26 protein-coding genes are annotated in these 22,381 nt (G+C 63.6%); 14 read left to right on the top strand and 12 right to left on the bottom strand.

Annotated elements, in window-relative coordinates; genetic code table 11:
• Positions 1-24: 24 nt before the first annotated feature.
• Positions 25-1,902, bottom strand: coding sequence for a sensor histidine kinase (locus ACREB4_RS18235; protein ID WP_431589664.1), 1,878 nt, complete (start codon positions 1,900-1,902; stop codon positions 25-27).
• A gap of 50 nt (positions 1,903-1,952) precedes the next feature.
• Positions 1,953-2,630, bottom strand: coding sequence for a LuxR C-terminal-related transcriptional regulator (locus ACREB4_RS18230; protein ID WP_431589663.1), 678 nt, complete (start codon positions 2,628-2,630; stop codon positions 1,953-1,955).
• 46 nt (positions 2,631-2,676) lie between these two features.
• On the opposite strand from ACREB4_RS18230, the gene ACREB4_RS18225 reads away from it, so the two are divergent.
• On the top strand, positions 2,677-3,840 hold the full coding sequence (locus ACREB4_RS18225) for an alpha/beta hydrolase (RefSeq protein ID WP_431589662.1): 1,164 nt from the start codon (positions 2,677-2,679) through the stop codon (positions 3,838-3,840).
• A gap of 151 nt (positions 3,841-3,991) precedes the next feature.
• Here the strand turns inward: ACREB4_RS18225 and ACREB4_RS18220 are convergent, their stop codons facing one another.
• A complete protein-coding gene (locus tag ACREB4_RS18220; protein ID WP_431589673.1) occupies positions 3,992-4,453 on the bottom strand; it encodes a hypothetical protein in 462 nt (153 codons plus the stop codon).
• Here ACREB4_RS18220 and ACREB4_RS18215 point away from each other — a divergent pair.
• Positions 4,350-4,754, top strand: coding sequence for a hypothetical protein (locus ACREB4_RS18215; RefSeq protein WP_431589672.1), 405 nt, complete (start codon positions 4,350-4,352; stop codon positions 4,752-4,754). The two genes, ACREB4_RS18220 and ACREB4_RS18215, sit on opposite strands and share 104 nt — an antisense overlap.
• A gap of 268 nt (positions 4,755-5,022) precedes the next feature.
• Positions 5,023-5,208 carry a hypothetical protein gene (locus tag ACREB4_RS18210; RefSeq protein WP_431589661.1) on the top strand — a complete coding sequence of 62 codons (186 nt, stop codon included), beginning with the start codon at positions 5,023-5,025 and terminating at the stop codon, positions 5,206-5,208.
• 27 nt (positions 5,209-5,235) lie between these two features.
• Here the strand turns inward: ACREB4_RS18210 and ACREB4_RS18205 are convergent, their stop codons facing one another.
• From ACREB4_RS18205 to ACREB4_RS18195, 3 genes are read right to left on the bottom strand one after another with little or no spacing between them, the layout of a single operon-like run.
• Positions 5,236-6,135, bottom strand: coding sequence for a sterol desaturase family protein (locus ACREB4_RS18205; RefSeq protein ID WP_431589660.1), 900 nt, complete (start codon positions 6,133-6,135; stop codon positions 5,236-5,238).
• A complete protein-coding gene (locus ACREB4_RS18200; protein ID WP_431589659.1) occupies positions 6,132-7,088 on the bottom strand; it encodes a phosphatidate cytidylyltransferase in 957 nt (318 codons plus the stop codon). Before ACREB4_RS18200 ends, ACREB4_RS18205 begins: the two co-directional genes overlap by 4 nt.
• A complete protein-coding gene (locus tag ACREB4_RS18195; protein WP_431589658.1) occupies positions 7,082-7,732 on the bottom strand; it encodes a lysophospholipid acyltransferase family protein in 651 nt (216 codons plus the stop codon). Before ACREB4_RS18195 ends, ACREB4_RS18200 begins: the two co-directional genes overlap by 7 nt.
• Positions 7,733-7,810: 78 nt before the next feature.
• Here ACREB4_RS18195 and ACREB4_RS18190 point away from each other — a divergent pair, with 78 nt between their 5' ends.
• Together ACREB4_RS18190 and ACREB4_RS18185 are read left to right on the top strand one after the other, a co-directional pair.
• Entirely contained in the window at positions 7,811-8,437 is a 627-nt protein-coding gene (locus tag ACREB4_RS18190) for a CDP-alcohol phosphatidyltransferase family protein (RefSeq protein ID WP_431589657.1), read from the top strand.
• Entirely contained in the window at positions 8,434-9,633 is a 1,200-nt protein-coding gene (locus ACREB4_RS18185; RefSeq protein WP_431589656.1) for an MFS transporter, read from the top strand. The genes ACREB4_RS18190 and ACREB4_RS18185 overlap by 4 nt, the downstream gene beginning before the upstream one ends.
• Here the strand turns inward: ACREB4_RS18185 and ACREB4_RS18180 are convergent.
• Positions 9,590-10,141, bottom strand: coding sequence for a hypothetical protein (locus tag ACREB4_RS18180; RefSeq protein ID WP_431589655.1), 552 nt, complete (start codon positions 10,139-10,141; stop codon positions 9,590-9,592). The two genes, ACREB4_RS18185 and ACREB4_RS18180, sit on opposite strands and share 44 nt — an antisense overlap.
• Before the next feature lie 100 nt (positions 10,142-10,241).
• Here ACREB4_RS18180 and ACREB4_RS18175 point away from each other — a divergent pair, with 100 nt between their 5' ends.
• Both ACREB4_RS18175 and ACREB4_RS18170 read left to right on the top strand, forming a co-directional pair.
• Positions 10,242-10,481 carry a hypothetical protein gene (locus ACREB4_RS18175; RefSeq protein ID WP_431589654.1) on the top strand — a complete coding sequence of 80 codons (240 nt, stop codon included), beginning with the start codon at positions 10,242-10,244 and terminating at the stop codon, positions 10,479-10,481.
• Positions 10,482-10,560: 79 nt separating this feature from the next.
• Positions 10,561-11,220, top strand: coding sequence for a hypothetical protein (locus ACREB4_RS18170; protein ID WP_431589653.1), 660 nt, complete (start codon positions 10,561-10,563; stop codon positions 11,218-11,220).
• A gap of 23 nt (positions 11,221-11,243) precedes the next feature.
• Here ACREB4_RS18170 and ACREB4_RS18165 read toward each other — a convergent pair whose 3' ends face one another.
• Genes ACREB4_RS18165 through modA form a run of 3 tightly spaced genes read right to left on the bottom strand, consistent with a single transcriptional unit; the run spans position 11,244 to position 13,382 of the window.
• Positions 11,244-11,942: an ATP-binding cassette domain-containing protein gene (locus ACREB4_RS18165; protein ID WP_431589652.1), complete on the bottom strand. Its 699-nt coding sequence runs from the start codon at positions 11,940-11,942 to the stop codon at positions 11,244-11,246.
• Positions 11,939-12,619: a molybdate ABC transporter permease subunit gene (gene modB, locus ACREB4_RS18160; protein ID WP_431589651.1), complete on the bottom strand. Its 681-nt coding sequence runs from the start codon at positions 12,617-12,619 to the stop codon at positions 11,939-11,941. Before modB ends, ACREB4_RS18165 begins: the two co-directional genes overlap by 4 nt.
• A 10-nt stretch (positions 12,620-12,629) precedes the next feature.
• Positions 12,630-13,382 carry a molybdate ABC transporter substrate-binding protein gene (gene modA, locus ACREB4_RS18155; RefSeq protein ID WP_431589650.1) on the bottom strand — a complete coding sequence of 251 codons (753 nt, stop codon included), beginning with the start codon at positions 13,380-13,382 and terminating at the stop codon, positions 12,630-12,632.
• A gap of 64 nt (positions 13,383-13,446) precedes the next feature.
• Between modA and ACREB4_RS18150 the strand changes: the two genes are divergently transcribed.
• From ACREB4_RS18150 to ACREB4_RS18140, 3 genes are all read left to right on the top strand, one after another.
• Positions 13,447-14,268, top strand: coding sequence for a TOBE domain-containing protein (locus tag ACREB4_RS18150; RefSeq protein WP_431589649.1), 822 nt, complete (start codon positions 13,447-13,449; stop codon positions 14,266-14,268).
• 134 nt (positions 14,269-14,402) lie between these two features.
• The gene (locus ACREB4_RS18145; protein WP_431589648.1) at positions 14,403-15,950 is read left to right on the top strand and encodes a methyl-accepting chemotaxis protein; all 1,548 of its coding nucleotides are present in this window, start codon (positions 14,403-14,405) and stop codon (positions 15,948-15,950) included.
• Positions 15,951-16,036: 86 nt separating this feature from the next.
• Positions 16,037-17,347, top strand: a complete 1,311-nt coding sequence (locus tag ACREB4_RS18140) for a sensor domain-containing phosphodiesterase (RefSeq protein WP_431589647.1) — start codon at positions 16,037-16,039, stop codon at positions 17,345-17,347.
• Positions 17,348-17,355: 8 nt separating this feature from the next.
• On the opposite strand, the gene ACREB4_RS18135 is transcribed toward ACREB4_RS18140, so the two are convergent.
• Positions 17,356-17,730 (bottom strand): response regulator, encoded by a 375-nt coding sequence (locus tag ACREB4_RS18135; RefSeq protein ID WP_431589646.1) that lies wholly within the window; start codon positions 17,728-17,730, stop codon positions 17,356-17,358.
• Between the two features lie 205 nt (positions 17,731-17,935).
• Between ACREB4_RS18135 and ACREB4_RS18130 the strand changes: the two genes are divergently transcribed.
• Positions 17,936-18,490, top strand: coding sequence for an NADPH-dependent FMN reductase (locus tag ACREB4_RS18130; RefSeq protein ID WP_431589645.1), 555 nt, complete (start codon positions 17,936-17,938; stop codon positions 18,488-18,490).
• Here the strand turns inward: ACREB4_RS18130 and ACREB4_RS18125 are convergent.
• Positions 18,471-19,115: a DNA-3-methyladenine glycosylase I gene (locus tag ACREB4_RS18125; RefSeq protein WP_431589644.1), complete on the bottom strand. Its 645-nt coding sequence runs from the start codon at positions 19,113-19,115 to the stop codon at positions 18,471-18,473. The genes ACREB4_RS18130 and ACREB4_RS18125 overlap by 20 nt on opposite strands.
• Positions 19,116-19,324: 209 nt before the next feature.
• Here ACREB4_RS18125 and ACREB4_RS18120 point away from each other — a divergent pair, with 209 nt between their 5' ends.
• From ACREB4_RS18120 to ACREB4_RS18110, 3 genes are all read left to right on the top strand, one after another.
• Positions 19,325-19,516 carry a hypothetical protein gene (locus ACREB4_RS18120; protein ID WP_431589643.1) on the top strand — a complete coding sequence of 64 codons (192 nt, stop codon included), beginning with the start codon at positions 19,325-19,327 and terminating at the stop codon, positions 19,514-19,516.
• Positions 19,517-19,731: 215 nt separating this feature from the next.
• Positions 19,732-20,976 carry a diguanylate cyclase gene (locus ACREB4_RS18115; protein ID WP_431589642.1) on the top strand — a complete coding sequence of 415 codons (1,245 nt, stop codon included), beginning with the start codon at positions 19,732-19,734 and terminating at the stop codon, positions 20,974-20,976.
• Positions 20,973-22,214 carry a GGDEF domain-containing protein gene (locus tag ACREB4_RS18110; protein ID WP_431589641.1) on the top strand — a complete coding sequence of 414 codons (1,242 nt, stop codon included), beginning with the start codon at positions 20,973-20,975 and terminating at the stop codon, positions 22,212-22,214. Before ACREB4_RS18115 ends, ACREB4_RS18110 begins: the two co-directional genes overlap by 4 nt.
• The last annotated feature ends 167 nt before the right edge of the window (positions 22,215-22,381 follow it).

Genomic DNA, 22,381 nt, shown 5'->3' with positions numbered 1-22,381 from the left:
GTCCGTCCTTGATCAGCGCGCCAGCTAATGGGCGTCACCAGCCCCGGTGCGGTTCAAAGCGGGATGCACCGGCAGCTCGACGCGGATGCGCGTGCCCCCGCCCGTTGAAGCATCAATCCGCAACTGCCCCCTCAATTGCGCCACGCGACGGCGCATGTTGGGCAGGCCATGGCCACCGAAATCGTTCGAGGGATCGAAGCCGATGCCGTCGTCGCTGATCTCGATCACGTGGCTTACCTGATCTTTGTCGGTGAAGGCCCGCACATGCACCTGGGTGGCCCGCGCATGTTTGAGGATGTTGGAGAAAACTTCGTGCAGCAACCTTTGCAGGCTGGCCAGTTCGGCCGGCCCCAGGCCGTCTCCGATGGGCAACTCGTCCACCTGCCAGTCCAGGCGGATGCCCAGCTTGCGCCAGCGCGGTGCCAGCCTGAAGCGCAGTTGACCCAGCAGGCTGGACAAGTCTGCGCCAGCCGATGACAGCGAATCAATGGTCAGCCGCAGTTCATCCATCGCCTCGCCCAGATCCTGCGCCAGTTCCTCGCTCGTGAAGGTGCCCGATTGCACCGTCGACATCAAACCCACCAGCCGCGATCCCAGGCCATCGTGCATGTCCTGCATGAGACGCGCGCGTTCATCGGCGACAGCCTGCTCGCTCGCGCGTGCCTGCTCTCGTGCATGCAGGGTTTGCAGTTCCTGACGCTGAGCTTCGACCTGCCGCTCCAGCTCATGCTTGTGCACGGCCTCCAGCGTCATGGCGCGGTCCACCCGCAGAAAGGCCGCCACGCTGATGCCGAGCATCATGCTCACGCCCATGTAGGAAGTCACCGCGATGCCTTCATAGCCCAGAGGGTTGCCCGACAGGAAGAAGCGCCAGTTGTCGATGAAGGCCAGGGCCACGCATCCGGCACCACCCAGGGCCATCGCCAACTGCGATGCGCCGGGATGGCGAAGCAGGTTCCAGAATGCCAGCGCCGCCGTGACCGTGCCGACGCTGAAGACCGCCAAAATCCAACGCGTGAAGATGAACACATGCCTGTCGGGCGCCAGGAAGGCTTCCACAGTGGCCCAGGGAAAGGCCAGCAGCACCAGCAGCATCGGCACGTACATCCAGCGCGCGCGGATCTGCATCCGCATCACTTGCAAGCAGCATCCCAGCAGCACGGTCAGGCCGAAGGCACCCACCGTGATGGCATGCCAGCCGACCGGGTCAGGCCAGGGCATGACCTGTATCCGCATGACCTCGCGCAGCGCCCACAGCACCGAACACAGCGTGAAGATCCAGACTTGGATGTGCCGGGTTCGCCAGGCCACGACCGCGCCCACCAACGCCGTCAGGCCGGACAGCATGATGGTGGCCACTGAGCCACCAGTCTCGGTCCAGATGCGCCACTGGTAGCCTTCGCTCACCTCGTCAGACGGCCCCCACCGCAGCCGCGAAAGGCCAGGCAGGTCACCATGGGTCGATGTGGCGACAATGCGCAGCTCATTGCCTTGCGGCCGCATCCAGGCCGGACTCACGGATAGCCACAGTGGCCATCGCGCATGGCTGTGATCGCCATCATGGATGTGACCCCGCCAGCTCAGGGGCTGGCCGTTGAACCACGGCATGAGTTGATCGCCAGCACGCGGCAGCCACAGGCCATGAGGTAGCGCGGCATCGACTGCATCGGGGGTGGGCAGGTCGATGCGGTAGGTCCAGGTGCCTTTGCGCTTCTCGATGCCCCAGTGATCCGGCAAGGAAACAGGCCGCCATGCGCACAGGGTGTCCGGCCTGCTGCAATCGCCTTTGGCGATCCAGGCTTGGTCGATCAGCGTGGACCGCGGTGTCGGGGCTCTGCCGTCGTCCGCCCGCGCGGGGCGCATCGAGGCGGGTGCCAGAATCGCTGCCAGAAGCAAGACCATTTGCACCACCAGTGAGCGGCACGCCAAGATGACCATGCGCGCGCGCCGCATCAATCCATCCTGATCCAGCCTCGGCGTGTCGCCTCGAAGATGGCCTCGTTCTTCGAATGCACTGACAGCTTGCTGTAAATATTCTTGATGTGATGCCGGACCGTGTTGGGCGACAGCGCGGCCTCGGTGGCGACCTCGTCGTAGCTGTAGCCTCGCGCGATCAGTTGAAGCACCATCTGCTCGCGCTCGGTCAGGGGCGGCGGTGACTGCCCGGTCGCACCGTCGGTCGCGCGAACGAAACTGCGGCTGGCCTTCATTCGCAGCAGCAGCTGCCGGGCGATCATCGGCGAGATGGGCGAGCCGCCATCGAGCATGTCGTCAATGTGCTCGATGAGGTCCTCGTCGCCCTGCCCCTTGAGCAGATAGCCCGTCGCGCCAGCAGCGATGCTGTCGAGCACCTTGGCCTCGTCGCCGAACATCGACACCACCATGATCTGGCTGTCCGGGCAATGGTGAGACGCGGCCTTGATCACATCGAGTCCGTTGCCATCGGGCAGGCCAAGGTCCACCAGCCAAACGTGAGGCGGCTGGCTCATGTAGTCGTGCATCCAGAGCAGGGCCTGCCCGGCCTGGTCCGTCTGATAGACGAGCTGCATTCGGCCCGATGCCTCGATGGCGCGTGCCATGCTGCGTCGCACGCGCTCGTCGTCCTCCACCATGGCGATGCTGATCTTCATCCTGCCAGTGTAGTCAAGCGGGCAATGGCTGTCGCCACATGGGCGTGTGATCTCGAAGCCCCTCTTGTCGGCACTGGCGGGTTTGAGGACCATCACCCGCATCGTCACCAACCAAGGGATCGAGATGACCACCAAGATCAGCGGTACTTTCATGGGCAGTCTGGCGCTGGCCACGGCGGCCTTGTCCTTCATGCTCTGCACCGCGGCGCGGGCCACACCAGCCTGCACGCAGTGGTCCCCTCCACCCTTGACCGAGGCTGAACAGCTGCAGCAGCAGGTTACCTGGGGTCCGTGGCGCTCTTACGAGGAACGATTCGTGCGGTTGGACACGGCCCAGGCCCCCACACCCACCTACCACGTGCTGATGAAACGCAAGCCAGGTCCCGTCGATACCACCCGGCCGGTGGTGCTCTTGCTGCATGGTGTGCCCGAGTTCGCCCGTTCCTGGGAGACCTGGATCGACCTCATCGGCGAACACTACGACGTGGTGGCCGTCGATTTCAAAGGCTTCGGCGAATCATCGCGCCCGCTGGAGATCAAAGCCTACGATGTCTTTCGCTCCACTGGCGAGATCCACGACGTGGTGAGCTGCCTAGGCTACAGGAAAGTCATCCCCGTGGGGCATGACTGGGGCGGCGCGGTGGCCTGGCTCTACAGCATCTTCTATCCCATGAAGACGCAGGCGGTGGTCGTGCTCTCGACGCCGCATCCCTACACCTACTTCCGCGAACTGGCCAAGCCCGATTCCGAGCAACGCCAGCGCAGCATCTACATCGACCTGGTCCGGCAGAACACGCCCGAGGCCACAGCGCAGTTTCACGCGCTGATGGAACCCCAAATTCAGGCCTTGTTGCAACCCTATTACGCAGGTTCGCGCGCTGCACGCCTCTTCGACACCAACATGAAGACCGACTGGCATTGGGACCGCATGCTGAGCCTGTACCGCGCCATGGCGTATCCGCCCAGTCCCTGGCTCTACCCTGACCGCGCCAACCTGGTGATGAAGACCGTGCTCAAGGTGCGCGCGCCGGCCCTGGCCTTCTATGGGCAGGACGATCCCCTGTTCGCGATCGAATCCTGGCGGGATGTCGAATCCTTCGTGCCGAACCTGGACTTCCAGGTGCTGCCTGGGCAGGGGCATTTCATCAACCACAGCGCGCCGGAACTACCTCGCAAGGCGCTGGCTTTCATCCAGCAGCACGCACCTTGATGAGGTTTGATCAGTGGAACCGATCCCCTTGGGAAACCACCCACCCGATGACCCCAGCCTGATGTGCTGGCTGGAGACAATGCAGCCATGGCTGCATGCAAGAGACGAATTGGCTGAACGCGTGGTCAGTGAGCTGCGCGGGCGACGCGGCTCAATGGGTAATCCCGGGCAAAGCCTGCAACAGCTGGCTGACGAAGGACACCCTGCCTCGCAGGCTTTGCTCACCGAGATGTCCTGCGTGCCGGACTGGGTGGATTTCGATGTAATGCGTCTTGGCGGCGCCATGGCGCAGCGCCATTTCCCCATGCTGATTCTGGCTTTGACCTACGGTTGCATGCCACTGACATTCGCCAACCCAGACGCTGCGGTCGTGTTTGCGCGCACAGGTCGCATGGCGGCCAACATCAGCCGCCGCCTGAACGAATCTGGCACCTTGTTCTTTGGCGTGTGCAACAGCGATGGCGCGTGGCCATTGCATGATCTGGCGCCATGTCACGTGCTTGTTGGGTGTGCCGGAGGCGCTGATCGGAAAAACGCAGACACAACAAGACGAATTTGACCGGCACATCTCCAGCTCCTTCTTCGCGCCAGATGAAACCGCCAGGTCCGTCATGGCCGCCTTGATCGAAGGGCTCTGCACCCTGCCCCCTACGGCGCGCATGCCACGCTCGTTTCAATTGGCCTTGTTCCGACGCATGCTGGGTGATGCGGGGGCAAATGCCTACGGCATTCCGAAGAGCTTGATGGGAGAACGCTTGCTGAATGCAGCCTTGCCACTGTTGTCCGGCTATGGCCGCCTGACGACCTGGCCTGCGTTGGCGGGTCCGCTTCGCCGCAGCGGGCAGCGTATCCTGCAGCGATTGAGCACGGAAGGCCTGGTCAAGCTCGATGTCGCCGGCGCGCCTGGTGACTAGCGCAGTCGTAAATGACAGCCACCGCAACGCAGCGATATTTTGTCGCGGGCTTTTTTCCAACCTGTTTGTTGTCGCACCCGCAGCGACAACATGTTGTGTCGGTCTGGACTAAGTTGTTGATTCATCTAGGAGTGATGGATCCAATTTGTCGTCGGCCGACTGCAGCCTGGGAAACCTTCTATCAGTATTCGCAGGGATAAGCCCGAGGTTGCTGACGATACCAACTCTGTATCATCCGCAACCAACAACAGGCACGCAGGGAGCTTTGATGCCTATCACATGGCTTTTATCTATTTTCAAGCCAGCCGCGCAGTTAGCACCGCTCACACCTTATCAGCGCGGCAAATCAGACTTTTGGAACGGAACCACCGCCAATCCCTTCCCAGCCGGCTCAGTTCAGGCCATGGAATGGGATCATGGCCGCGACGAAGCGGAAACGGAGCGGGCTTGGTGACGAGAGAAATTTCCTTTCTCAAGGTATTCAACAACTGTCTGGCGGCGGGCTGCCGAGTCCGCGCAGACGCCGCAAGTCATCCGTGGTCTGCCCTCGGCCATCTGGTGCCCACCCTGGCGGCGCGAACAAATACCCAAGTACCTCCCGAACATTGCGCGCGCGCTTCAGGTCGCGCAGCAAGGGGCCGTATTCCCACAGGCAGATCCTGATCGGGTTGTAGGTGTTCACGGGCTGGACCAGGCCATAGCGGGCCTGGATGTCATCGCGCTCCGGCACATAGGTGCCGAAAATCCGGTCGAAGATCATCAGGACACCACCATAGTTGGCATCCAGGTACTCCACGTTCGACGCGTGGTGCACCCGGTGAGCCGAAGCCGTGTTGATGATGCCTTCCAGCCAGCCCAGCTTGGGAATCCACTCGGCATGGATCCAGAACTGGAACAAAAGATTGGCCACGAAACTGACCACCACCACCTGCGGCGTGAAGCCGATCCAGCACATGGGCAGGAACCACAGCAACATGCCGGTCACTTTGCCGGTGATGCCCAGCCGGTAGGCCGCGCTGAGCGTGTATTGATTGGGCGTGTGGTGCACCACATGGTTGGCCCAAAACCAGCGGATGCGGTGGCTCGCCCGGTGAAACCAGTAATAGCAGAACTCTTGCGCGACCAGCAGCACCAGCAGCCCCCAGGCAGTGTCGAGCGGGATCTCGAACAAGCGGCGCTCGTACAACCAAGCCCCACCCGGCAGCAGGAAGGACAAGGGGATCCAGTCGGTGGCGCCTCGCAAAACGGTGGTGGCCAAAGAGGCATGGTGCCCTTTCCAGTCGTAACTGCCCGGCTTGAGGCGCGACAGCACGAAGGCCTCCAGAGCGCCCAGCGTGACCAGGCCCAAACCGATGGCGATCACCACCTGGCTGGTGTTCATGAAACCCACCACCAGCGCAGCAAATGGTAGAAGGCCGGCGCCGACAGCACCACCGAATCCAGCCGGTCCAGCACCCCACCATGCCCCCCGATGAGGCCGCCCCAATCCTTGACGCCCCGGTCGCGCTTGATGGCCGACATGACCAAACCACCCAGGAATCCGGTGGAGCACAAGGCCAAAGCCACGGCGCCGGCCTGCCAGGGCACGAATGGCGTGATGGCCGACAGCGCCGCGCCGATCAGGGATGCTCCGGCGATGCCGCCCACCAGCCCCTCCACCGTTTTCGACGGCGACCAGCGTGGCGCGGTCAGGCGTCGGCCCAGCAGCTTGCCGCAGACGTACTGCAGCACATCGGCCAGTTGCACCACCATCACCAAAAAAATCACCAGCAGGATCTGCCGGCCCTCGAAGCCGTCCACACCGAGCGTCAGCAATGCCGGCACGTGCGACAAACAGTACACCGCCATCACCGCGCCCCACTGCATCTTGGCCACGTGCTCCAGGTAGCCAGACACCTGGCCTTGAACCAGCATCACCACTGGCAGCACGGCGAAGACCCCCACAGGGATGAAGAGCAGGCTGAGCATCTCCCACTCCAGCCAGACCCACAGGTATTGCAGCGGCAGCACCAGGTAGAACAGGCCGATCAGGGCCGCACGGTCGCAGGGGCGGTGGCCAGCCACGGTCGTGTACTCGCGCAACGCCATGAAGGACAGCAGGGAGAACAGGATGACCACGCCCGTCTTGCCCCACACGAAGGCCCCGGTGCCGATCAGGATCATCACCCACCAGGCCTTGTTGCGGCTGTTCAGGTTGTCGATGACGGCGTGCGGTGCCCCACGCGCCACCTTGTGCTTGAGCACCACGCCCACCACCGAGGCCAGGGTGAGCGCGCCCAGCACGCTGGACAGCAGCATCAGGAACGTGGGCAGTAGTGCGGCATCGGTCAGCATGGCACGGCCGCCTGCGAATCGGGCTTCAAGGCCAGCACGGCCTCCTGCGCGCGCTCCAGAAAGGCCAGGGTCGGCTCCGAGGGCCGCAAGGGCAAAGGGGCGCCCATGCCCACGCTGCAGACAAGGGGCAGCGGCAACCACGCGCCCTTGGGCATCACGTTGCGCAGGTTGTCGATCCACACCGGGATGAACTGCACCTGCGGGTGCTCGCAGGCCAGGTGGTACAGGCCGCTCTTGAACGGCGTCAGCCAGGCCGCGCTGGTGTTGCGCGTGCCTTCGGGAAAGATGATGAGGGACTCGCCGCGCCGCAGGGCTTCGGTCATGCGCTGCGCCCCGCCCTGTCCGCAGCGGCTGATCAGCAGCGCGTTGAACACATTCAGCGCCAGAAAACGGCGCAAGGCCGAGCTCGTCCAGTAGTCCTCGGCGGCCACGGTGCGCGTGGTGCGGCGCAGTTCGGGCGACATCACGGCCCAGATCAGGATGAAGTCGCCAATGCTGGTGTGGTTCGAAAAGTAGACGCGCTGGGTGAGCCCCGGGGGCAGGCCGGATTCGCGCAAATGCACGCCGGTGGACAGCCGAACAAAAGCCAGCAGGGCCTGCCCGACCACGAATCCCACCATCTGGCCCACATTGATCTTCGGCATTTCCCTGTCCCTGGTGTTGAATGCGACATGTTAAAAAGCGCGACACCCGACCGTGAGAGGGTGACTACTTAATTCCGCATGAGTCTTTCCCTCTATCAACTGAAACCCGGCTTCCAAAGCCTGTTGCGCCCCTCGGTGCGGCTTCTGGCCCGCCGGGGCGTGACCGCCAACCAGGTCACCCTGCTGGCCTGCGCCGTGTCGGTGGCCCTGGGCGTGGCGCTCTACGCCGACCAGGCTCGCCATCCCGCTTGGTTCGCGCTGGTGCCCGTGTGGATGCTGGCGCGCATGGCCTTGAACGCCGTCGATGGCATGTTGGCGCGTGAGCACGGCCAGCAAAGCGTGCTGGGCGCCTACTTGAACGAGTTGACCGACGTGCTCTCGGACGCCGCTTTGTACCTGCCTTTTGCCTGCCTCGGCGCCCTGCCCGCCCTGGGCATTGGCCTGCTGGTGCTGCTGTCGGCCATGTCGGAAATGGCCGGCCTGCAAGGCCTGACGGTGCGGGCCAGCCGCCGCTACGACGGCCCCATGGGCAAGAGCGACCGCGCCTTCGTGTTCGGCGCGATGGGCCTGGCCGTGGCGCTGTGGGGCACCTTGCCCGATTGGACCGCCTGGGTGCTGCACGCCATGGTGGCGCTGACGGCCTTGAACATCGTCAACCGGGTGCGTGCCGGCATCGCCGAGCAACAGCAGCAGGTTTCTCCATGACGGCCGACCTTCGCGGGGCGAGCTGGGCCCTGCTGGCCGGCAACTTCTTCATCGGCTGCGGCGTGATGGTGGTCAACGGCACGCTCAACGACCTGACGCAGTCGCTCGGCGTGTCGGTGGTGCAAGGCGGGCAGTTGATTGCCCTGTGCGGCGTGATGATGGGCGTGGGTGCCCCCGTGCTGGCCACGGTGCTGAGTGGCGTGGACCGCCGCTGGCTGCTGAGCCTGACCATGCTCTGGTACGCGCTGGGCCACGGCCTGAGCGCCTTGGCGCCCAACTACGAAACCCTGTGCGTGGTCCGCGCGGCCACCGTCCTGTCGGCCGCCGTGTTCACGCCCCAGGCGGCCGCCACCATGGGCTTTCTGGCCCCGCCGGAGCAACGCGGCCGGGCCATCACCTTCGTCTTCATCGGCTGGGCGCTGGCCTCGGTGCTGGGCGTGCCCCTGAGCGCATGGATCGGCGAGCGCCTGGGCTGGCGCGTGGCCATGGGCCTGATCGCGGCGGGTTCGCTGGCCTCGGCGGTGTGGGTTCACGCGAGCCTGCCCCGCAAGGTGCTGCCCCCGCGCCTCACGCTGGCCTCGTGGCGACAAGTGTTCGGCTCGCCCGTGCTGGTGGCGGTGGTGCTGGTGTCCTGCCTGCAAAGCGCCGGGCAGGTCACGGTGCTGGCCTTCATCGCGCCCTATTTCAAGCAGGTGCATGGCGCCAGCCCGGAACAGATCAGCCTGGTGTTTGCCTATTTCGGCGGCGTGGCGCTGCTGGGCAACATCATCCTGAACAAGGTGATCGACCGGGTGGGCGCCGGCCGCGCCGTGACGGGCACGCTGGCCTTGATCGCCGTGGGCATGACGGCCTGGCCATTGGCCGGCAGCTTGGTGGGTTTGCTGATCGTGTTCGTGCCTTGGGCGCTGAGCAGCTTCGCCACCAACTCGGCGCAACAGGCCCGGCTGGGGATGCTGTCCCCTGCCCTTTCACCAGCGCTGATGGCGCTGAACACCTCGGCCATCTACACCGGGCATGCCTTGGGGGCTGGGGGCGGCAGCTGGATGATCGCCAGCCTGGGTGGCTACGCGCAGTTGCATTGGCTGGCCCTGGCCTGGATCCTGGTGGCGGTGGGCTTGAGCGCCTGGGCGCAGCGGCAGGCCGAGGGTCCGCTCACGGCCGCATCGTGGCGTGCCAGTAAATGGCGTAATTCATGACCCAGAACAGCGTCCAGCAGGCGGCGATGACGCGGGGGCTGGCGCCCCAGTGCCTGAGCAGGCGAGACACCAGGTTGAAACCCAGGCAGGTGATCAGGAAGCGCGTGATGCGCGCAGGGATGGTCATGAGCATGAAGCCCGGCAGCGACAAGCCCAGCGCCCCTGCCTGCACCGCGTAGATCTTGTAGGGGATGCCGATCAGCGGCCCCCACAGCATGGCGGCCAGACCGTCGGCGCCGAGTGCGGCGCGCACCCTCACCAGCATGTCGGCGGGGATGGCGGGCACGGCGTCGACCATGCTCAGGGCCGTGGCTGAATCAACCGCACCCCACCCATACATCAAGCTGCCGCCCCCGATGGCACCCGCCACCGCCCACAGGCAGCACCACAGCGAACGGCGCAACCCATGCACCGCGACCACCGACAGAATCATGTCGGGCACCAGGAAGAAGAGCATCGATTCGACGAAGCCCCAGGCGAAGGCAGCGCCTTCGGCTTTGTCGATCAAGTGTTGGTGGAGTCGCTTGGCATGCATGGGCGGCAGGATAAGGCATGGGGCCAGAGGAACTGGTGGCTCAAGCTTTGCTTGTTGGCGTCGATGAAAGGACATGAGCTTTGCCCACACATGGATCCAGCGCGTCGCTTCGGTGTTCAAGGATGCCGAGACGCATGCATCGCCCGAGGTGCGCAATGCGCGCGCCCTGATCGCGGCCATCGACCGAGGTGGTTTGCCGCTGAACCCTGCGCGCGTGAACGTGATCGCCCGGCAGCTGGGGCTGGAGGTGTCGAGCCGCGCGCCTATGGACGAGACGATTTCGCGAATCCGCAAGGCCTTGATGCGGGCGTGAGGGGTGTTTTGCTCATATTCACTTGGCGCACCGGAAATGAAGTAGGCTGGGGGCCACAACAAATCCTGAGGGGGTGGACATGGTCGGCAGCATTTTGCTCAAGCAGTGCCAACGCTCGGTGATGCTCATCAAGGCGGAGCTGCTGAAAGCGCTGGAGGACGCCATCAAAGAACACCGCAATGGTGATGTCTACCAGATCAAGGCGGCCTTGCTGCAGCACACGGATTGGACCGAGCCCGAAGAAAGCTTCGTCGATGACAACAGCAGCGTCACCCCGGAGATCAAGGAAAAGGTCGAGAAGGATCAGTACTACCGGCTTTACGATGAGCTCAAGAAGAAATGGGCCCCTCGCAAAAAAGCAAATCCCGCAGACTGGCAGATTTCCACGGCACTCAATCCACTGTTGAACAAGCTCTGCTTGTTGGTGAACGCCTTGTCGGTGGCCAATGTCGGCTCTGATGGCAAGGTGGCTCACCGCGAGCTTGGCATGAGCGAAGCCGACCAACTCATCGCGCAAAAGATCCACTTGGCGCAGTCCAACATTCTGATCTTCATCGAGATGATCGTGACCAAGTCGGAGGAGATGGGCGATGCCGACATGGAGTTGTTCAACGCCCTGCGAATCAGCGGTTTCCTCAATGCCCTGCTCGATTACCTGACGGAGCAAGGCTGCAATATGCAGGGCGCGGCGGTCTTGAAAAAGGCCTTGGACCGCATCCACTGCACGCGCAAGAGCTGACACCTTGCATCATCGGGCCGGCCTCATGCCGTTGGAGGCGAGTTGATGCCCTGCGCCACGCTCGCCACCCGCCCCGGCTCATACAGCACCAGCGTGTCGGCGAACAAGCGCACATCGTCCAGGTCGTGCGAGATCATCACCATCGGCACGCCAAAACGCCGCTGGATCGCGTCCAGCTCCGCGCGCACCCTGCCCCGCAGCACCACGTCCAGCGCCGAAAAAGGCTCGTCCAGCAGCAGCACCTCCGGCTCGCGGATCAAGGCCCGGGCCAGGGCCACGCGCTGGCGCTGCCCGCCCGACAGGCTGCGCGGCAATCGCTCCTGCAAACCGTCGATGTCCAGCGCCTTCATGATGTCGGCCACTTGCCTTTGATGAACGCTGCTCATGCGCATCGGCAGCGTTGGCAGCAGGCCAAAGGCGATGTTGCGGGCCACGCTCAAGTGCGGAAACAGGGCGTAGTCCTGGAAAACGTAGCCAACGCGGCGTTCGCGGGCCGGCACATCGATGCCCAGGCGGTGGTCGAACAGCACGCGCTCGCCCAGGCGCACGTGGCCCCGGTCCGGACGCAACAGGCCGGCGATCGCCTGGATGGTCATGGTCTTGCCCACGCCCGAGGGGCCGAACAGCACGATGCGGTCTTGCGATGACTCGAAGCGGGCTTGCAGCGTGAAGGCCTGGTCGCCACGGCCCACGGTCATGCTGAAGTCCAGGTCGATTTTCACCGGTCGCTCCTGGGGTTGAGCAGGTGGCTGGCCGAGACCAGGATGACGATGCACAGCGCCGAGATCACGATCACCAGCACATTGGCCAGTTCATCGTTGCCCGACTGCACGGCGTCGTAGATGGCCATGGACAGCGTCTGCGTCTTGCCGGGGATGTTGCCGGCGATCATCAGCGTGGCGCCAAACTCGCCCATGGCACGGGCGAAGGCCAGCATGCTGCCGGCCGCGATACCGCGCATGGCCAGGGGCAAAGTCACGTGCAGGAACACCTTCAACTCGCCCGCGCCCAACACGCGGGCGGCCTTTTCAAAATCGGCATTGACGTTTTCAAAGGCCGCGCGGGCCGAGGTGAACACCAGTGGAAAAGCCACGACCGACGCCGCAATCACCGCGCCCTGCCATGTGAACATCAGGTTGATGCCGAGGTGCGTGGACAACCAGCGCCCCAATGGCGCGTTGCGACCCAGCACCACGATGAGGTAGTAACCCAGCACCGTGGGCGGCAGCACCATGGGCAGGGTCAGCAGGGCTTCGAGCAGGCGCTTGCCCGGCCAACGCCCACGCGCCACGACCCAGCCGCCCGCCACGCCGAGCATCAGCGCGACCACGGTGGCCCAGCTCGCGACTTTCAGCGTCAGCCAAAGTGCCTGAAGGTCGATGTCCAAGGGATTGCTCACCGGGCCAGCATCAGGGTGCCGTGCTGAACCCGTGTTTGCCCAGCACGGCCTGGCCTTGGGCCCCGGTCACGAACTTCACGAAATCGCCGGCCGCCGCGTTCCTGCTGGCCGCCACGAGCGCGATGGGGTAGACCACGGGCTTGGTGGTGGGCACCACCAGGTCGATGCGCACCTTGTCCTTGTCGACGATGGCGTCCGTCCGGTAGACGAATCCTGCGTCGGCCTCGGCGCGGCTGACGTAGTTCAAGGCCTGCCGCACGTTTTCGGCGAACACGAACTTGGGCGTCAAGTCAGCCCACAAGCCTTGCGCCTCCAGTGCCGACTGGGCGTAGCGGCCCGCGGGCACGGTGGCCGGCGTGCCTACCGCGATGCGGGCGATGCCCGGACGCTTCAGGTCGGCCAGGCTTTTCAGGCCCGCAGCCCGGGACAGAGGCGAGACCAGCACCAGCTCATTGGTGGCGAAGTTCGCCCGCGACTCGATTTTGACCAGGCCCTGCGCCTGGGCCTTGTCCATGGTCTCCACATCGGCGCTGGCGAAGACATCGACCGGAGCACCTTGGGCGATCTGGGCCAGCAAGGGGCCCGAGGCCGCGAAATTGAAATTGACCTTGCTGCCAGGGCGGGCCGCCTGGTAGGCCGCGCCGATGTCGCGCATGGCATTTTGCAGGCTGGCCGCGGCCGAAACCGTGATGTCCTGGGCTGCCGCGCCCAACGAGACAAGCGGGGCCAGGGCAAGCGCAAGGAGGCGTTGGCGGTGTTTCATGGCATGCTGGTCGAAGACCTTCAATCGATGTGTAATCAACTATACAACGCCCGGTTCGCCAACCATGCCCAGCAAGACCGCCCAGCCCGCCAAACTCGCCCTCAATGGCAGCCTCTGGATCCAGCAAGGGGCCGATCTGTTGGGCGGGGCCGATCGCATTGCCCTGCTGGAGGCCATCCACGAAACGGGGTCGATGACTCAGGCGGCCAAGGTCGTGGGCATCAGCTACAAGACCGCCTGGGACCGCGTGCAGGACATGAGCAACACGGCGGGCCATACCCTGGTCGAGCGCCTGACCGGTGGCGCTGGCGGTGGGGGCACCTTCCTCACCCCCTACGCGCTGGAGCTGATCGAGGCTTTCAGGCACATCGAGAAAACGCACGAGCGCATCCTGGCGCAGCTGACCAAGTCCCTGGCCAGGCCGCAAGAGGTGCTCAAGACGCTGTCCCTGCTGGGGCTGCGGACCAGCGCCCGCAACCAATTGATCGGCACGGTCAAGCGCGTGCAGGCGAGCGAGGTCGATGCCTTGGTCGAACTGGCCCTGCCAGGCTCCGCGGACATCCTGCAGGTGTCGCTGACCATGGCTTCGGTGAAGGAATTGAAAATCGCCAAGGGCGCTCAGGCCGTGGCGCTGATCAAGGCGCCCGCGGTATTGCTGACCTTGCCCACGGCCTCCGCTGATCTGTCCGCGCGCAACCAGTTGCGTGGGCAGGTGGCGTCCATCCATGCCGGCGCCAAGCAGACCGAGGTGCAGGTCCGCCTCCGGGGCGGGCAGGTCATGGTGTCCACCTTGAACGCCTTGCAAGCCACCCGCCTGGGCCTGAAAGAAGGCAGCGACGTCGTGGTGAGTTTTCACGAAAACAGCGCCATCCTGGGGGTTGTCTGATCTAAAGCCTTGAATGGCCCGAAAAGCCCAGCCTTAAAAGGCCTTTCCAACACGGTGGATTGATCACAATAGACACGATCTAACCGGCGGATCCATTGCTCAATGACCGGTTCTTTTCAATCAAGGACGGTCTTATGCGCGAGAACCTACCGGTCACTCAACGTGAGTTTGAGTTCCCCGACGATGCCACTTTGATGTCCACCACGGACACCCAGAGCCACATCACCTATGCCAACGATGCCTTCGTTTCGGTGAGTGGCTACACCCGGGAAGAAATCCTTGGACAGCCCCACAACCTGGTGCGCCACCCCGACATGCCCAAGGAGGCTTTCGCCGACATGTGGGCAACCCTCAAGTCTGGCGAACCCTGGACGGCCTTGGTCAAGAACCGGCGCAAGAATGGCGACCACTACTGGGTCCGCGCCAACGCCACCCCGGTGGTGCGCCATGGCAAGTCCACGGGCTTCATGTCGGTGCGAACCAAGGCGTCCAAGGAAGAGATTGCGGCGGCTGAAAAGCTCTACCGCGCCTTCCGCGAGGGCAAGGCCGGCGATCAGAAATTCCACAAAGGTCTGATCGTCAGAACGGGCTTGGCAGGATGGACCTCCCTGCTCCAGACCATGCCAGTGCGCTGGCGCATCCGGTCCACCCTGTGGCTCATGGTGCCGGCATTGCTGGCCATGGCTTGGGCATCGGGACTGGCCGTGGGCATGAACTTCCTCGGTTTTGCAGCGGCCGTGGTCACGCTGTCCTTGCTGGCCAACGGATGGCTCGAACACCAGATCGCCACACCACTCGAACAAATGCGCGCTCAGGCCTTGCGCATCGCTTCGGGCGACAGCCGCCAGGCTCTTCACATGAACCGCGTCGACGAGATCGGCATGACCATGCGTACCATCGGCCAGCTCGGCCTGATGTTCCGGTGGGTGATCGACGACGTGCGCAGCCAGGTGCTGAACGTGCAGACTGCCACGAACGAAATCGCTCAAGGCGCTTCGGACCTCAGCTCGCGCACCGAACAGGCCGCGGCCAGTGTCGAAGAAACCGCATCTTCGATGGAACAGATGACCGTAACCACCAAGAACAACGCGGACACCGCCAGCCAGGCCAATGAACTGTCCGGTTCGGCCAGCGAAGCCGCGGCCAAAGGTGGTCATGCGGTGTCTGACGTGGTCGCCACCATGAACGAGATCACGCACAGCTCCAAGAAGATCGCCGACATCATCGGCGTGATCGACAGCATTGCCTTTCAGACCAACATCTTGGCGCTGAATGCCGCGGTCGAGGCCGCCCGAGCCGGAGAACAAGGACGCGGATTTGCGGTGGTGGCCAGCGAGGTCCGCAGCTTGGCCCACCGCAGCGCGGGCGCCGCCAAGGAAATCAAGACGCTGATCAATGAGAGCGTTGAAAAGGTGGAATCCGGCTCCAAGCTGGTCAATGACGCCGGCCAGACGATGGAAGAGATCGTTGCCCAAGTTCAGCGTGTCTCGGACCTGATCGCGGAAATCAGCTCGGCCACGCACGAACAAACCGCCGGCATCGTGCAAGTGGGCCAGGCCATCGGGCACCTCGATCAGATCACCCAGCAAAACGCGGCCCTGGTCGAGCAAAGTACCGCGGCCTCTGAAAGCGTCAAGCAGCAGATGGCTTGCCTGGCCGATGCCGTGGGTGTCTTCCGCTGACCGGAAAAAGCCTCAAAACGAGGTGTGCTCAAGGTTTGCTTGAAGGCACCGAAATCAGTGGCTTCAAGCCTCATTCATCCTCGGTCATGCCTTCCCGCCGTTTCCAGAAAGTCACCGGGGCCCTTCGCAAGGAGGGTCAGCGACACGGGGCCCTGTTCAAAGGGCTTTCGCTGTCGAGCCACTTTCAGCCCATCTACAGCCTGTCGCACAACCGCGTGGTCGGGCATGAAGGCCTGCTGCGCGCTCACGACGAGCATGGTGGCAATGTTCCGCCCCTGGACCTTTTTGCCGGATGCGTTGACGAGGCCGAAGCCCGCTGGTGCGACACCCTGGCGCGCGCCGTGCACATCACGAACTTTTCATCCGCGCAGGCCGGTGACCAGTGGTTGTTCCTGAACATCCGCCCGCAAGCCATCCTTGAGTTGGCAAGCGAGGACGACGGCCGCTACCTGCAGGAAGTCCTGCGGACACTGACCATGCCCGCCGGCCAGATCGTGCTGGAATTGCTGGAAAGCGAAATCCCGGACGACGGGCCGTTTCTGCAAGCCATGGCCAAGGTCCGTGCCTTGGGCTTCCTCGTCGCGCTGGACGACTTCGGTGCTGGGCACTCCAATTTCGACCGGGTCTGGACCATCAAACCCGACATCGTCAAGCTGGACCGCAGCCTCCTCATCGACGTCACACAGGACCGCAGCCGCCAGCGGGTCATCGCGCAGATGGTGTCGCTGCTGCACGAATGCGGTTCATTGGTCTTGATGGAAGGCGTCGAGACGCACGAAGAAGCCCTGGTGGCCCTGGAGGCCGACGCCGACTTCGTTCAGGGCTATTACTTCGGCCGGCCACAGCCGGATCTGCTGCCGATCGACCTGGGCACGGCCCGCATCACGGACCTGCACGCCAGCCTGGCGGACTACCGCGAGCAACGCCGCCGCGATCAGAAGCTCCTGGTCGCGCCCTACCAGAATGCCATCGGCTATGCCGGTGCCTTGCTCAGCGCCAACCGCTCCATGCAGGAGGCCTGCCAGTCCTTTCTGAGCCTGCCGCATGTGGAGTTGTGCTTCGTGCTGGACGAGCGAGGCTACCAGGTGGGACCCAACCTCTGGGCCGAAATCCAGCTCCCCAGCCGAGAAAAAACCCATGGCCCGCTGTTGCAGGCCGAAGGGGCTTGCTGGGCTCGCAGGCCTTATTTCAAACGCGCCCTTCAGGCGCCGGGCAAAGTGCAGGTCACCCGGCCTTACCGGACGCTCAACGGCGACCGGCTCTCCATCACCGCCTCGGCGGCTTTCCGCTGCCGCATCGATGGACAGGAAACCTGGCGTGTGGTGTGTGGGGACATCATCTGGGATGGCGGCAACTCCGGGCTGGGCCGGCCATTGCCCAACCTGGACGGGCTGTAGAGGCCGCGTCAGCGCCTCTCGGGCAGCAGCTTGTCGACGATGTTGATCAAGCGAGAAAAATCCACGGGCTTGGAGATGTATTCATTGCAACCGGCTTCGAGTGCGCGCTCGCGATCACCGGGCATGGCGTGGGCCGTGACGGCCACCACCGGGATGCCGCTGGTGGCTTCGAAGCCCTTGAGGTGGCGTGTGGCCGTGAGGCCATCCATGCCGGGCAGATGGCAATCCATCAGGATCAGGACCGGATGCACTTCCTTGACGATCGCCAAGGCTTCTTCCGCGGACGCCGCCTCGCTGACCACATGCCCTTGCTGCTCCAGCACCAACCGCAATAACTCGCGATTCAGGGCATTGTCGTCCACCACCAAAACCATCTGTCCCATGGGAACCTCATGCAACTGCTCCCGGACATCTTCCGTCCCCACGACGACTGCTTATTAAGGGCCACTGAAAAATTCCTGAAAGCCGAGGCTTTAACAGAGCGTAAAGCCTGCTTCTGGCGAGGGTTCACCTGCAGGTCCTGCAAAAAGAGGGCAATGGGGATTTAATCGGTGCCCATCCGGCAAACCGAAGGTCACAGGAGTTTTCATGAGTCAATTCAAAGTCGCGGTCGTGGTGGGCAGCCTCCGCAAAGATTCGTTCAACCACAAGCTGGCGCTTGCCTTGGCCAAGCTGGCCCCGGCGGATTTCGAGTTTGAACATGTCCGAATCGACGATCTGCCGCTGTACAACCAGGACGACGATGCCCATCCAGCCGAGTCGGTCAAGCGCCTGAAGGCTTCGGTCAAATCCGCGAAGGCGCTCCTGTTCGTGACACCCGAATACAACCGGTCCTTCCCCGGCGTGCTCAAGAACGCCATCGACCACGCGTCGCGTCCCTATGGGCAAAGCGTCTGGGGTGGCAAGCCGGCCGGGGTCATCGGGGTGTCGATTGGCGCCATCGGCACGGCCCTGGCCCAGCAGCACCTGCGCAATGTGCTGGCCTACCTCGACGTGCCCACGCTCGGCCAGCCCGAGGCCTTCGTGCAGGCCAAGGAAGGCTTGTTCGGACCCGACGGCAGCATCGCCAACGAGGACAGCCAGAAATTCCTGCAAGCCTGGGTGGACCGCTACGTGGCCTGGGTCAGGAAGCTGGCCGTTTGATTTTCAGGGCAGCCCTGGCTGCCAGGGCTGGCTTGCGCGCGCCACAGCCTTCGATGTGGTCGTTGACCAAGCCCATGGCCTGCATGAAGGCGTACATGGTGGTCGGGCCCACGAAGGTCCAGCCACGCTTTTTCAGGTCTTTCGACAAGGCCGTGGCTTCGGCCGCCAGGGGCAAGGCGCGGAGGGCCTCGTGGGTGACCGACTTCGGGCGAGACGACAAGCTGGGCTCGAAGCGCCAAATGTAAGCCGCCAGCGAGCCAAACTCCTCGCGCAATTCGATTGCCCGCTTGGCGTTGTTGATGGTCGACGCGATCTTGCCGCGGTGGCGCACGATGCCCGCGTCGGCCACCAGGCGTTCAATGTCGCTCTCGCCGAAACAGGCCACCTTGTCGATGTCGAATAAGGCAAAGGCGTTTCGGAAAGCCTCGCGCTTGTTGAGGATGGTCAGCCAACTCAGACCGGCCTGGAATCCCTCCAGGCTCAGCTTTTCGAACAGCTGCCGGTCGTCCATTTCCGGCAAGCCCCATTCTTCATCGTGGTACTGGCGGTAGGCCGGCGTGGCTTGGCACCAAGCGCAGCGCAGCACGCCGGGGGTGTCGGAGAAAAGACCTGAAGGGACGGACATGGCGAAATTGTGAGGTTTGAAACAGCCCAAGGGTAACCCCGGAAAACTGGCCTGCCAAAGTCGCTTTGATCGAGTGTTTCAGATGTAACCACGCCGGGTACGCTAGGTCCCATATGAAAACGCCGCCCCCACCTTACCCAGTTGAACGCCCTCAAGAGCCGGCTCCTGGCTTTGTGCAGTGGGACGCCCCGCCCTCTTTGGCCGACTCCATGTCCTGGCGGCTCCAACGAGCCGGAGAGCACAACGGCCCCGTCGTCAACTTCGCCGACACCGTGCCTGCGGCCCTGCTGCCCGCCCAGCCCTCGACGCCTTTCCGCGAGCCGGTCGATGGGCTGTCTGTTCGGGAAATTTCGGACGACGACCTCTTCGTTCACCTGTTTGGCCAACCCGACGCTGAATGATCGTGACGCATTGCACGTGATGTGATTTGCGGCAACCATGCTCGCGAAATCCCTCTTGATTCCCAGGCCGAAGCAGGGAAAATCGCCGCGTAGTCCATGGTGAGCTCTCTCGACCATGTTGTACGCATGACGGTTTAAAGCAGCAAACGCCTGGATCTGCCTCGGTGTCCATCAGTTCTTCCGCTCGAGATTTCCGCCCCACCACCGATTTTGGGGTGCTTGACCTTGGCCCCATCGACCTGGGCCCGGTCTCCGCGGATTCGGCCGAACAGATCGACGGCCTGCTGTCCAAGGGCTTCCCGACGCTGCGCTTTCCCCCCGAACTCGAACGTCGCTTTCAACTCGACACCGCCGCCGACCGGCTGCGCGTCATCATCATCACCGCCGTGCTGGTGGTCGTTCTGTTCAACGGCTACCTGCTGACCGACGCGCTCATGATCCCCGACGTGATGGCCCAGGCTGTGACCTTGCGCGTGGGCCTGTTCACGCCTGTTTGCCTGATCGGCCTCTACATTCTGATCAAGACGCCGTCGCCTTTTTACCGCGAAGTGCTGGTGTTGCTGGCAGGCGTGTTGGCCACCGGCATCACGCTGTACCTGTTGTCCATCAGCAAGGATCCGCTGGCCGGACCCTACCTCGTGGGCATGGCCATGGTCGTGATGTTCAGCCACTCGGTGGCGCAGATGCGTTTCTGGATGGCCGTGGTGCTGGACATCGTGATCGCGCTGGGCATCGCGGTGGCCTGGCCCTACATCCCGCCTGCGCCCATCGAGGTCATGATCCCGCTGGCCATGGTGCTGATCTCGACCGTGACCTTCACCCTGTTCGGCTGCTACAGCCTGGAACGTGACGAGCGCCAGAACTGGCTGTTGCGGGTGAGGGAAAGCAACCTGATGGCCGCCTTGAAGACCGCCAACGAGCGGCTCGACAAGATCTCGCGCGCGGACCTGCTCACGCAAGTGGCCAACCGCCGGCACTTCGACGAGTTCCTGGCCAAGGTCTGGGACCGCGCCGAAATCGACGGCAGCGAGGTCGCGCTGATCATGGTCGACGTGGACCACTTCAAGGCTTACAACGACCAGTACGGCCACCCCGCCGGCGATGAATGCCTGCGGCAAGTGGCGGCCACGCTCAAGCGACGGCTGCGGCGGCCTGGCGACCTGGTGGCGAGGTTCGGCGGCGAGGAATTCATCGCGGTCCTGACTGGCACCAGCCTGCCTGTGGCCCTGCAGGCGGCGGAGCGCATCAAGGTGGCCATCGAAAGGTTGCGTTTGCCGCACGTGGGATCGCCCACCAGCTCGTTCGTGACCATCAGCGTTGGCGTGGCGTCCCTGCGGCCCATCGACCGGGGCGTGACCCAGAAAGGCCTGCTGAGCCAGGCCGACCAGGCCTTGTACCGGGCCAAGAACAGCGGCCGAAACCGCGTCTGGCCTGATCCCGACAGCGGAGGTGGGACATGAATGGCGCAGCGGCCCAAGCCGTCATCGAGGTCGAACAGCAGCGCATGAGCCTCGTGCAGGATTTGTTGAGCCTGGGCTTTCGCTGGATGAAATTTCCGGACGCGCTGGAGCAAGAGTTCCTGAGCAAGGACCCCGAGCAACGCCTGCGGCACTTCCTCGTCAGCGGCTTGATCGCGCTGCTGGTGTACGACGGATTCCTGGTCGCGGACTACCTGCTGATCCCCGACGTGTTCTCGGTCGCGGTCAAGTTGCGCCTGGTCATCTTCACCCCCCTGAGCCTGCTGGTCTTGGGATGGATGTGGTTCAACCGCGACAACCCCGTGGTGCACCAGCCCTTGCTGCTGGATTCGGCCGTGCTGCTGAGCGGCTTGTTCGCAGCGGTCACGCTGGCCTATGCCCTGTCGATCACCCACAGCCCTTTGAGCGACTTCTACCACGCTGGTTTCGCCATCGTGGTCATGTACGGCAACTTGGTGCAACGCCTGCGCTTCTGGTGGGCTGTCGGGTTCTCGCTGGCGATCTTGATCATCCAGGTGGGGGGCGTGATCGTGTTGCCCAACTTCAATCCTCGGCTGGTGTGGCCCATCTGCTCGCTCACCATGGCCACGGTGGCCTTCTCGCTTTGCGCCAATTACGTCATGGAGCGTGACAAGCGCCGCCGTTATCTGTTGAGCGAGCGTGGGCACGAACTCGTCCGGAACCTGAGCGATGTGAACCTGCAGTTGCAGCAGCTGTCGCGCGTCGATGTGCTGACCACGCTGTTCAACCGCCGGCATTTCCAGGAATACCTGCAAGGCATCTGGGAGCGGGCCCGGCACGAAGGCAGCGAAGTGGCCATCGTCATGATGGACGTGGACCACTTCAAGCGCTACAACGACCACTATGGCCACCCCGCCGGCGATGAATGCCTGAAACAGGTGGCCAGCGTGATGCAGAACAGCCTGCGACATCCCGGCGACATGGTGGCCCGGTATGGTGGCGAGGAATTCATCGCCGTGCTGCCGGGCGCCACCAGGGCATTGGCGCACCAAGCCGCCGAGCGGGTGCGCCAGGCCGTGGAAACCATGGCGATGCGCCATGAGTCCTCGGAAACTTTGCCCTTGGTCACCGTGAGCCTGGGGGTGGCTTGCTGCAATGCGGCAGAAGCAGGTGCCTCGGCCGATGGGCTGATGGCCCAAGCAGATCGGGCGCTGTACGAGGCCAAGCGCCAGGGTCGCAACAGAGTGAGTCAGATCTAGCCCTTGACTTGCCACGGCCTCTCAGGTCACACTGGCGGCATGAACTTGTCACTGATCGCCCTGACCCTGCTATCGCTAGCCATCCTGGCTGGCGTGGGTTCGCGCGTGCTCGTCAAATCGGATTGACCACTTTTCAACCGTTCTGACGCCCGACACACCCTCCAGCC

It is taken from the genome of Aquabacterium sp. (assembly GCF_050725395.1).
Lineage (GTDB): Bacteria > Pseudomonadota > Gammaproteobacteria > Burkholderiales > Burkholderiaceae_C > Aquabacterium.
The sequence above is the reverse complement of the archived record's forward strand: the minus strand, read 5'-3'. Positions and strand labels throughout refer to the sequence as shown.

What these genes read in the sequence shown, in the direction of transcription:
- ACREB4_RS18235 (WP_431589664.1), bottom strand. Translation starts at nt 1,902, where the DNA reads ATGGTCTTGCTTCTGGCAGCGATTCTGGCACCCGCCTCGATGCGCCCC.
- ACREB4_RS18230 (WP_431589663.1), bottom strand. Translation starts at nt 2,630, where the DNA reads ATGAAGATCAGCATCGCCATGGTGGAGGACGACGAGCGCGTGCGACGC.
- ACREB4_RS18220 (WP_431589673.1), bottom strand. Translation starts at nt 4,453, where the DNA reads ATGACGGACCTGGCGGTTTCATCTGGCGCGAAGAAGGAGCTGGAGATG.
- ACREB4_RS18210 (WP_431589661.1), top strand. Translation starts at nt 5,023, where the DNA reads ATGCCTATCACATGGCTTTTATCTATTTTCAAGCCAGCCGCGCAGTTA.
- ACREB4_RS18205 (WP_431589660.1), bottom strand. Translation starts at nt 6,135, where the DNA reads ATGAACACCAGCCAGGTGGTGATCGCCATCGGTTTGGGCCTGGTCACG.
- ACREB4_RS18200 (WP_431589659.1), bottom strand. Translation starts at nt 7,088, where the DNA reads ATGCTGACCGATGCCGCACTACTGCCCACGTTCCTGATGCTGCTGTCC.
- ACREB4_RS18195 (WP_431589658.1), bottom strand. Translation starts at nt 7,732, where the DNA reads ATGCCGAAGATCAATGTGGGCCAGATGGTGGGATTCGTGGTCGGGCAG.
- ACREB4_RS18190 (WP_431589657.1), top strand. Translation starts at nt 7,811, where the DNA reads ATGAGTCTTTCCCTCTATCAACTGAAACCCGGCTTCCAAAGCCTGTTG.
- ACREB4_RS18185 (WP_431589656.1), top strand. Translation starts at nt 8,434, where the DNA reads ATGACGGCCGACCTTCGCGGGGCGAGCTGGGCCCTGCTGGCCGGCAAC.
- ACREB4_RS18175 (WP_431589654.1), top strand. Translation starts at nt 10,242, where the DNA reads ATGAGCTTTGCCCACACATGGATCCAGCGCGTCGCTTCGGTGTTCAAG.
- ACREB4_RS18170 (WP_431589653.1), top strand. Translation starts at nt 10,561, where the DNA reads ATGGTCGGCAGCATTTTGCTCAAGCAGTGCCAACGCTCGGTGATGCTC.
- modA (WP_431589650.1), bottom strand. Translation starts at nt 13,382, where the DNA reads ATGAAACACCGCCAACGCCTCCTTGCGCTTGCCCTGGCCCCGCTTGTC.
- ACREB4_RS18150 (WP_431589649.1), top strand. Translation starts at nt 13,447, where the DNA reads ATGCCCAGCAAGACCGCCCAGCCCGCCAAACTCGCCCTCAATGGCAGC.
- ACREB4_RS18145 (WP_431589648.1), top strand. Translation starts at nt 14,403, where the DNA reads ATGCGCGAGAACCTACCGGTCACTCAACGTGAGTTTGAGTTCCCCGAC.
- ACREB4_RS18140 (WP_431589647.1), top strand. Translation starts at nt 16,037, where the DNA reads ATGCCTTCCCGCCGTTTCCAGAAAGTCACCGGGGCCCTTCGCAAGGAG.
- ACREB4_RS18135 (WP_431589646.1), bottom strand. Translation starts at nt 17,730, where the DNA reads ATGGGACAGATGGTTTTGGTGGTGGACGACAATGCCCTGAATCGCGAG.
- ACREB4_RS18130 (WP_431589645.1), top strand. Translation starts at nt 17,936, where the DNA reads ATGAGTCAATTCAAAGTCGCGGTCGTGGTGGGCAGCCTCCGCAAAGAT.
- ACREB4_RS18125 (WP_431589644.1), bottom strand. Translation starts at nt 19,115, where the DNA reads ATGTCCGTCCCTTCAGGTCTTTTCTCCGACACCCCCGGCGTGCTGCGC.
- ACREB4_RS18120 (WP_431589643.1), top strand. Translation starts at nt 19,325, where the DNA reads ATGTCCTGGCGGCTCCAACGAGCCGGAGAGCACAACGGCCCCGTCGTC.
- ACREB4_RS18110 (WP_431589641.1), top strand. Translation starts at nt 20,973, where the DNA reads ATGAATGGCGCAGCGGCCCAAGCCGTCATCGAGGTCGAACAGCAGCGC.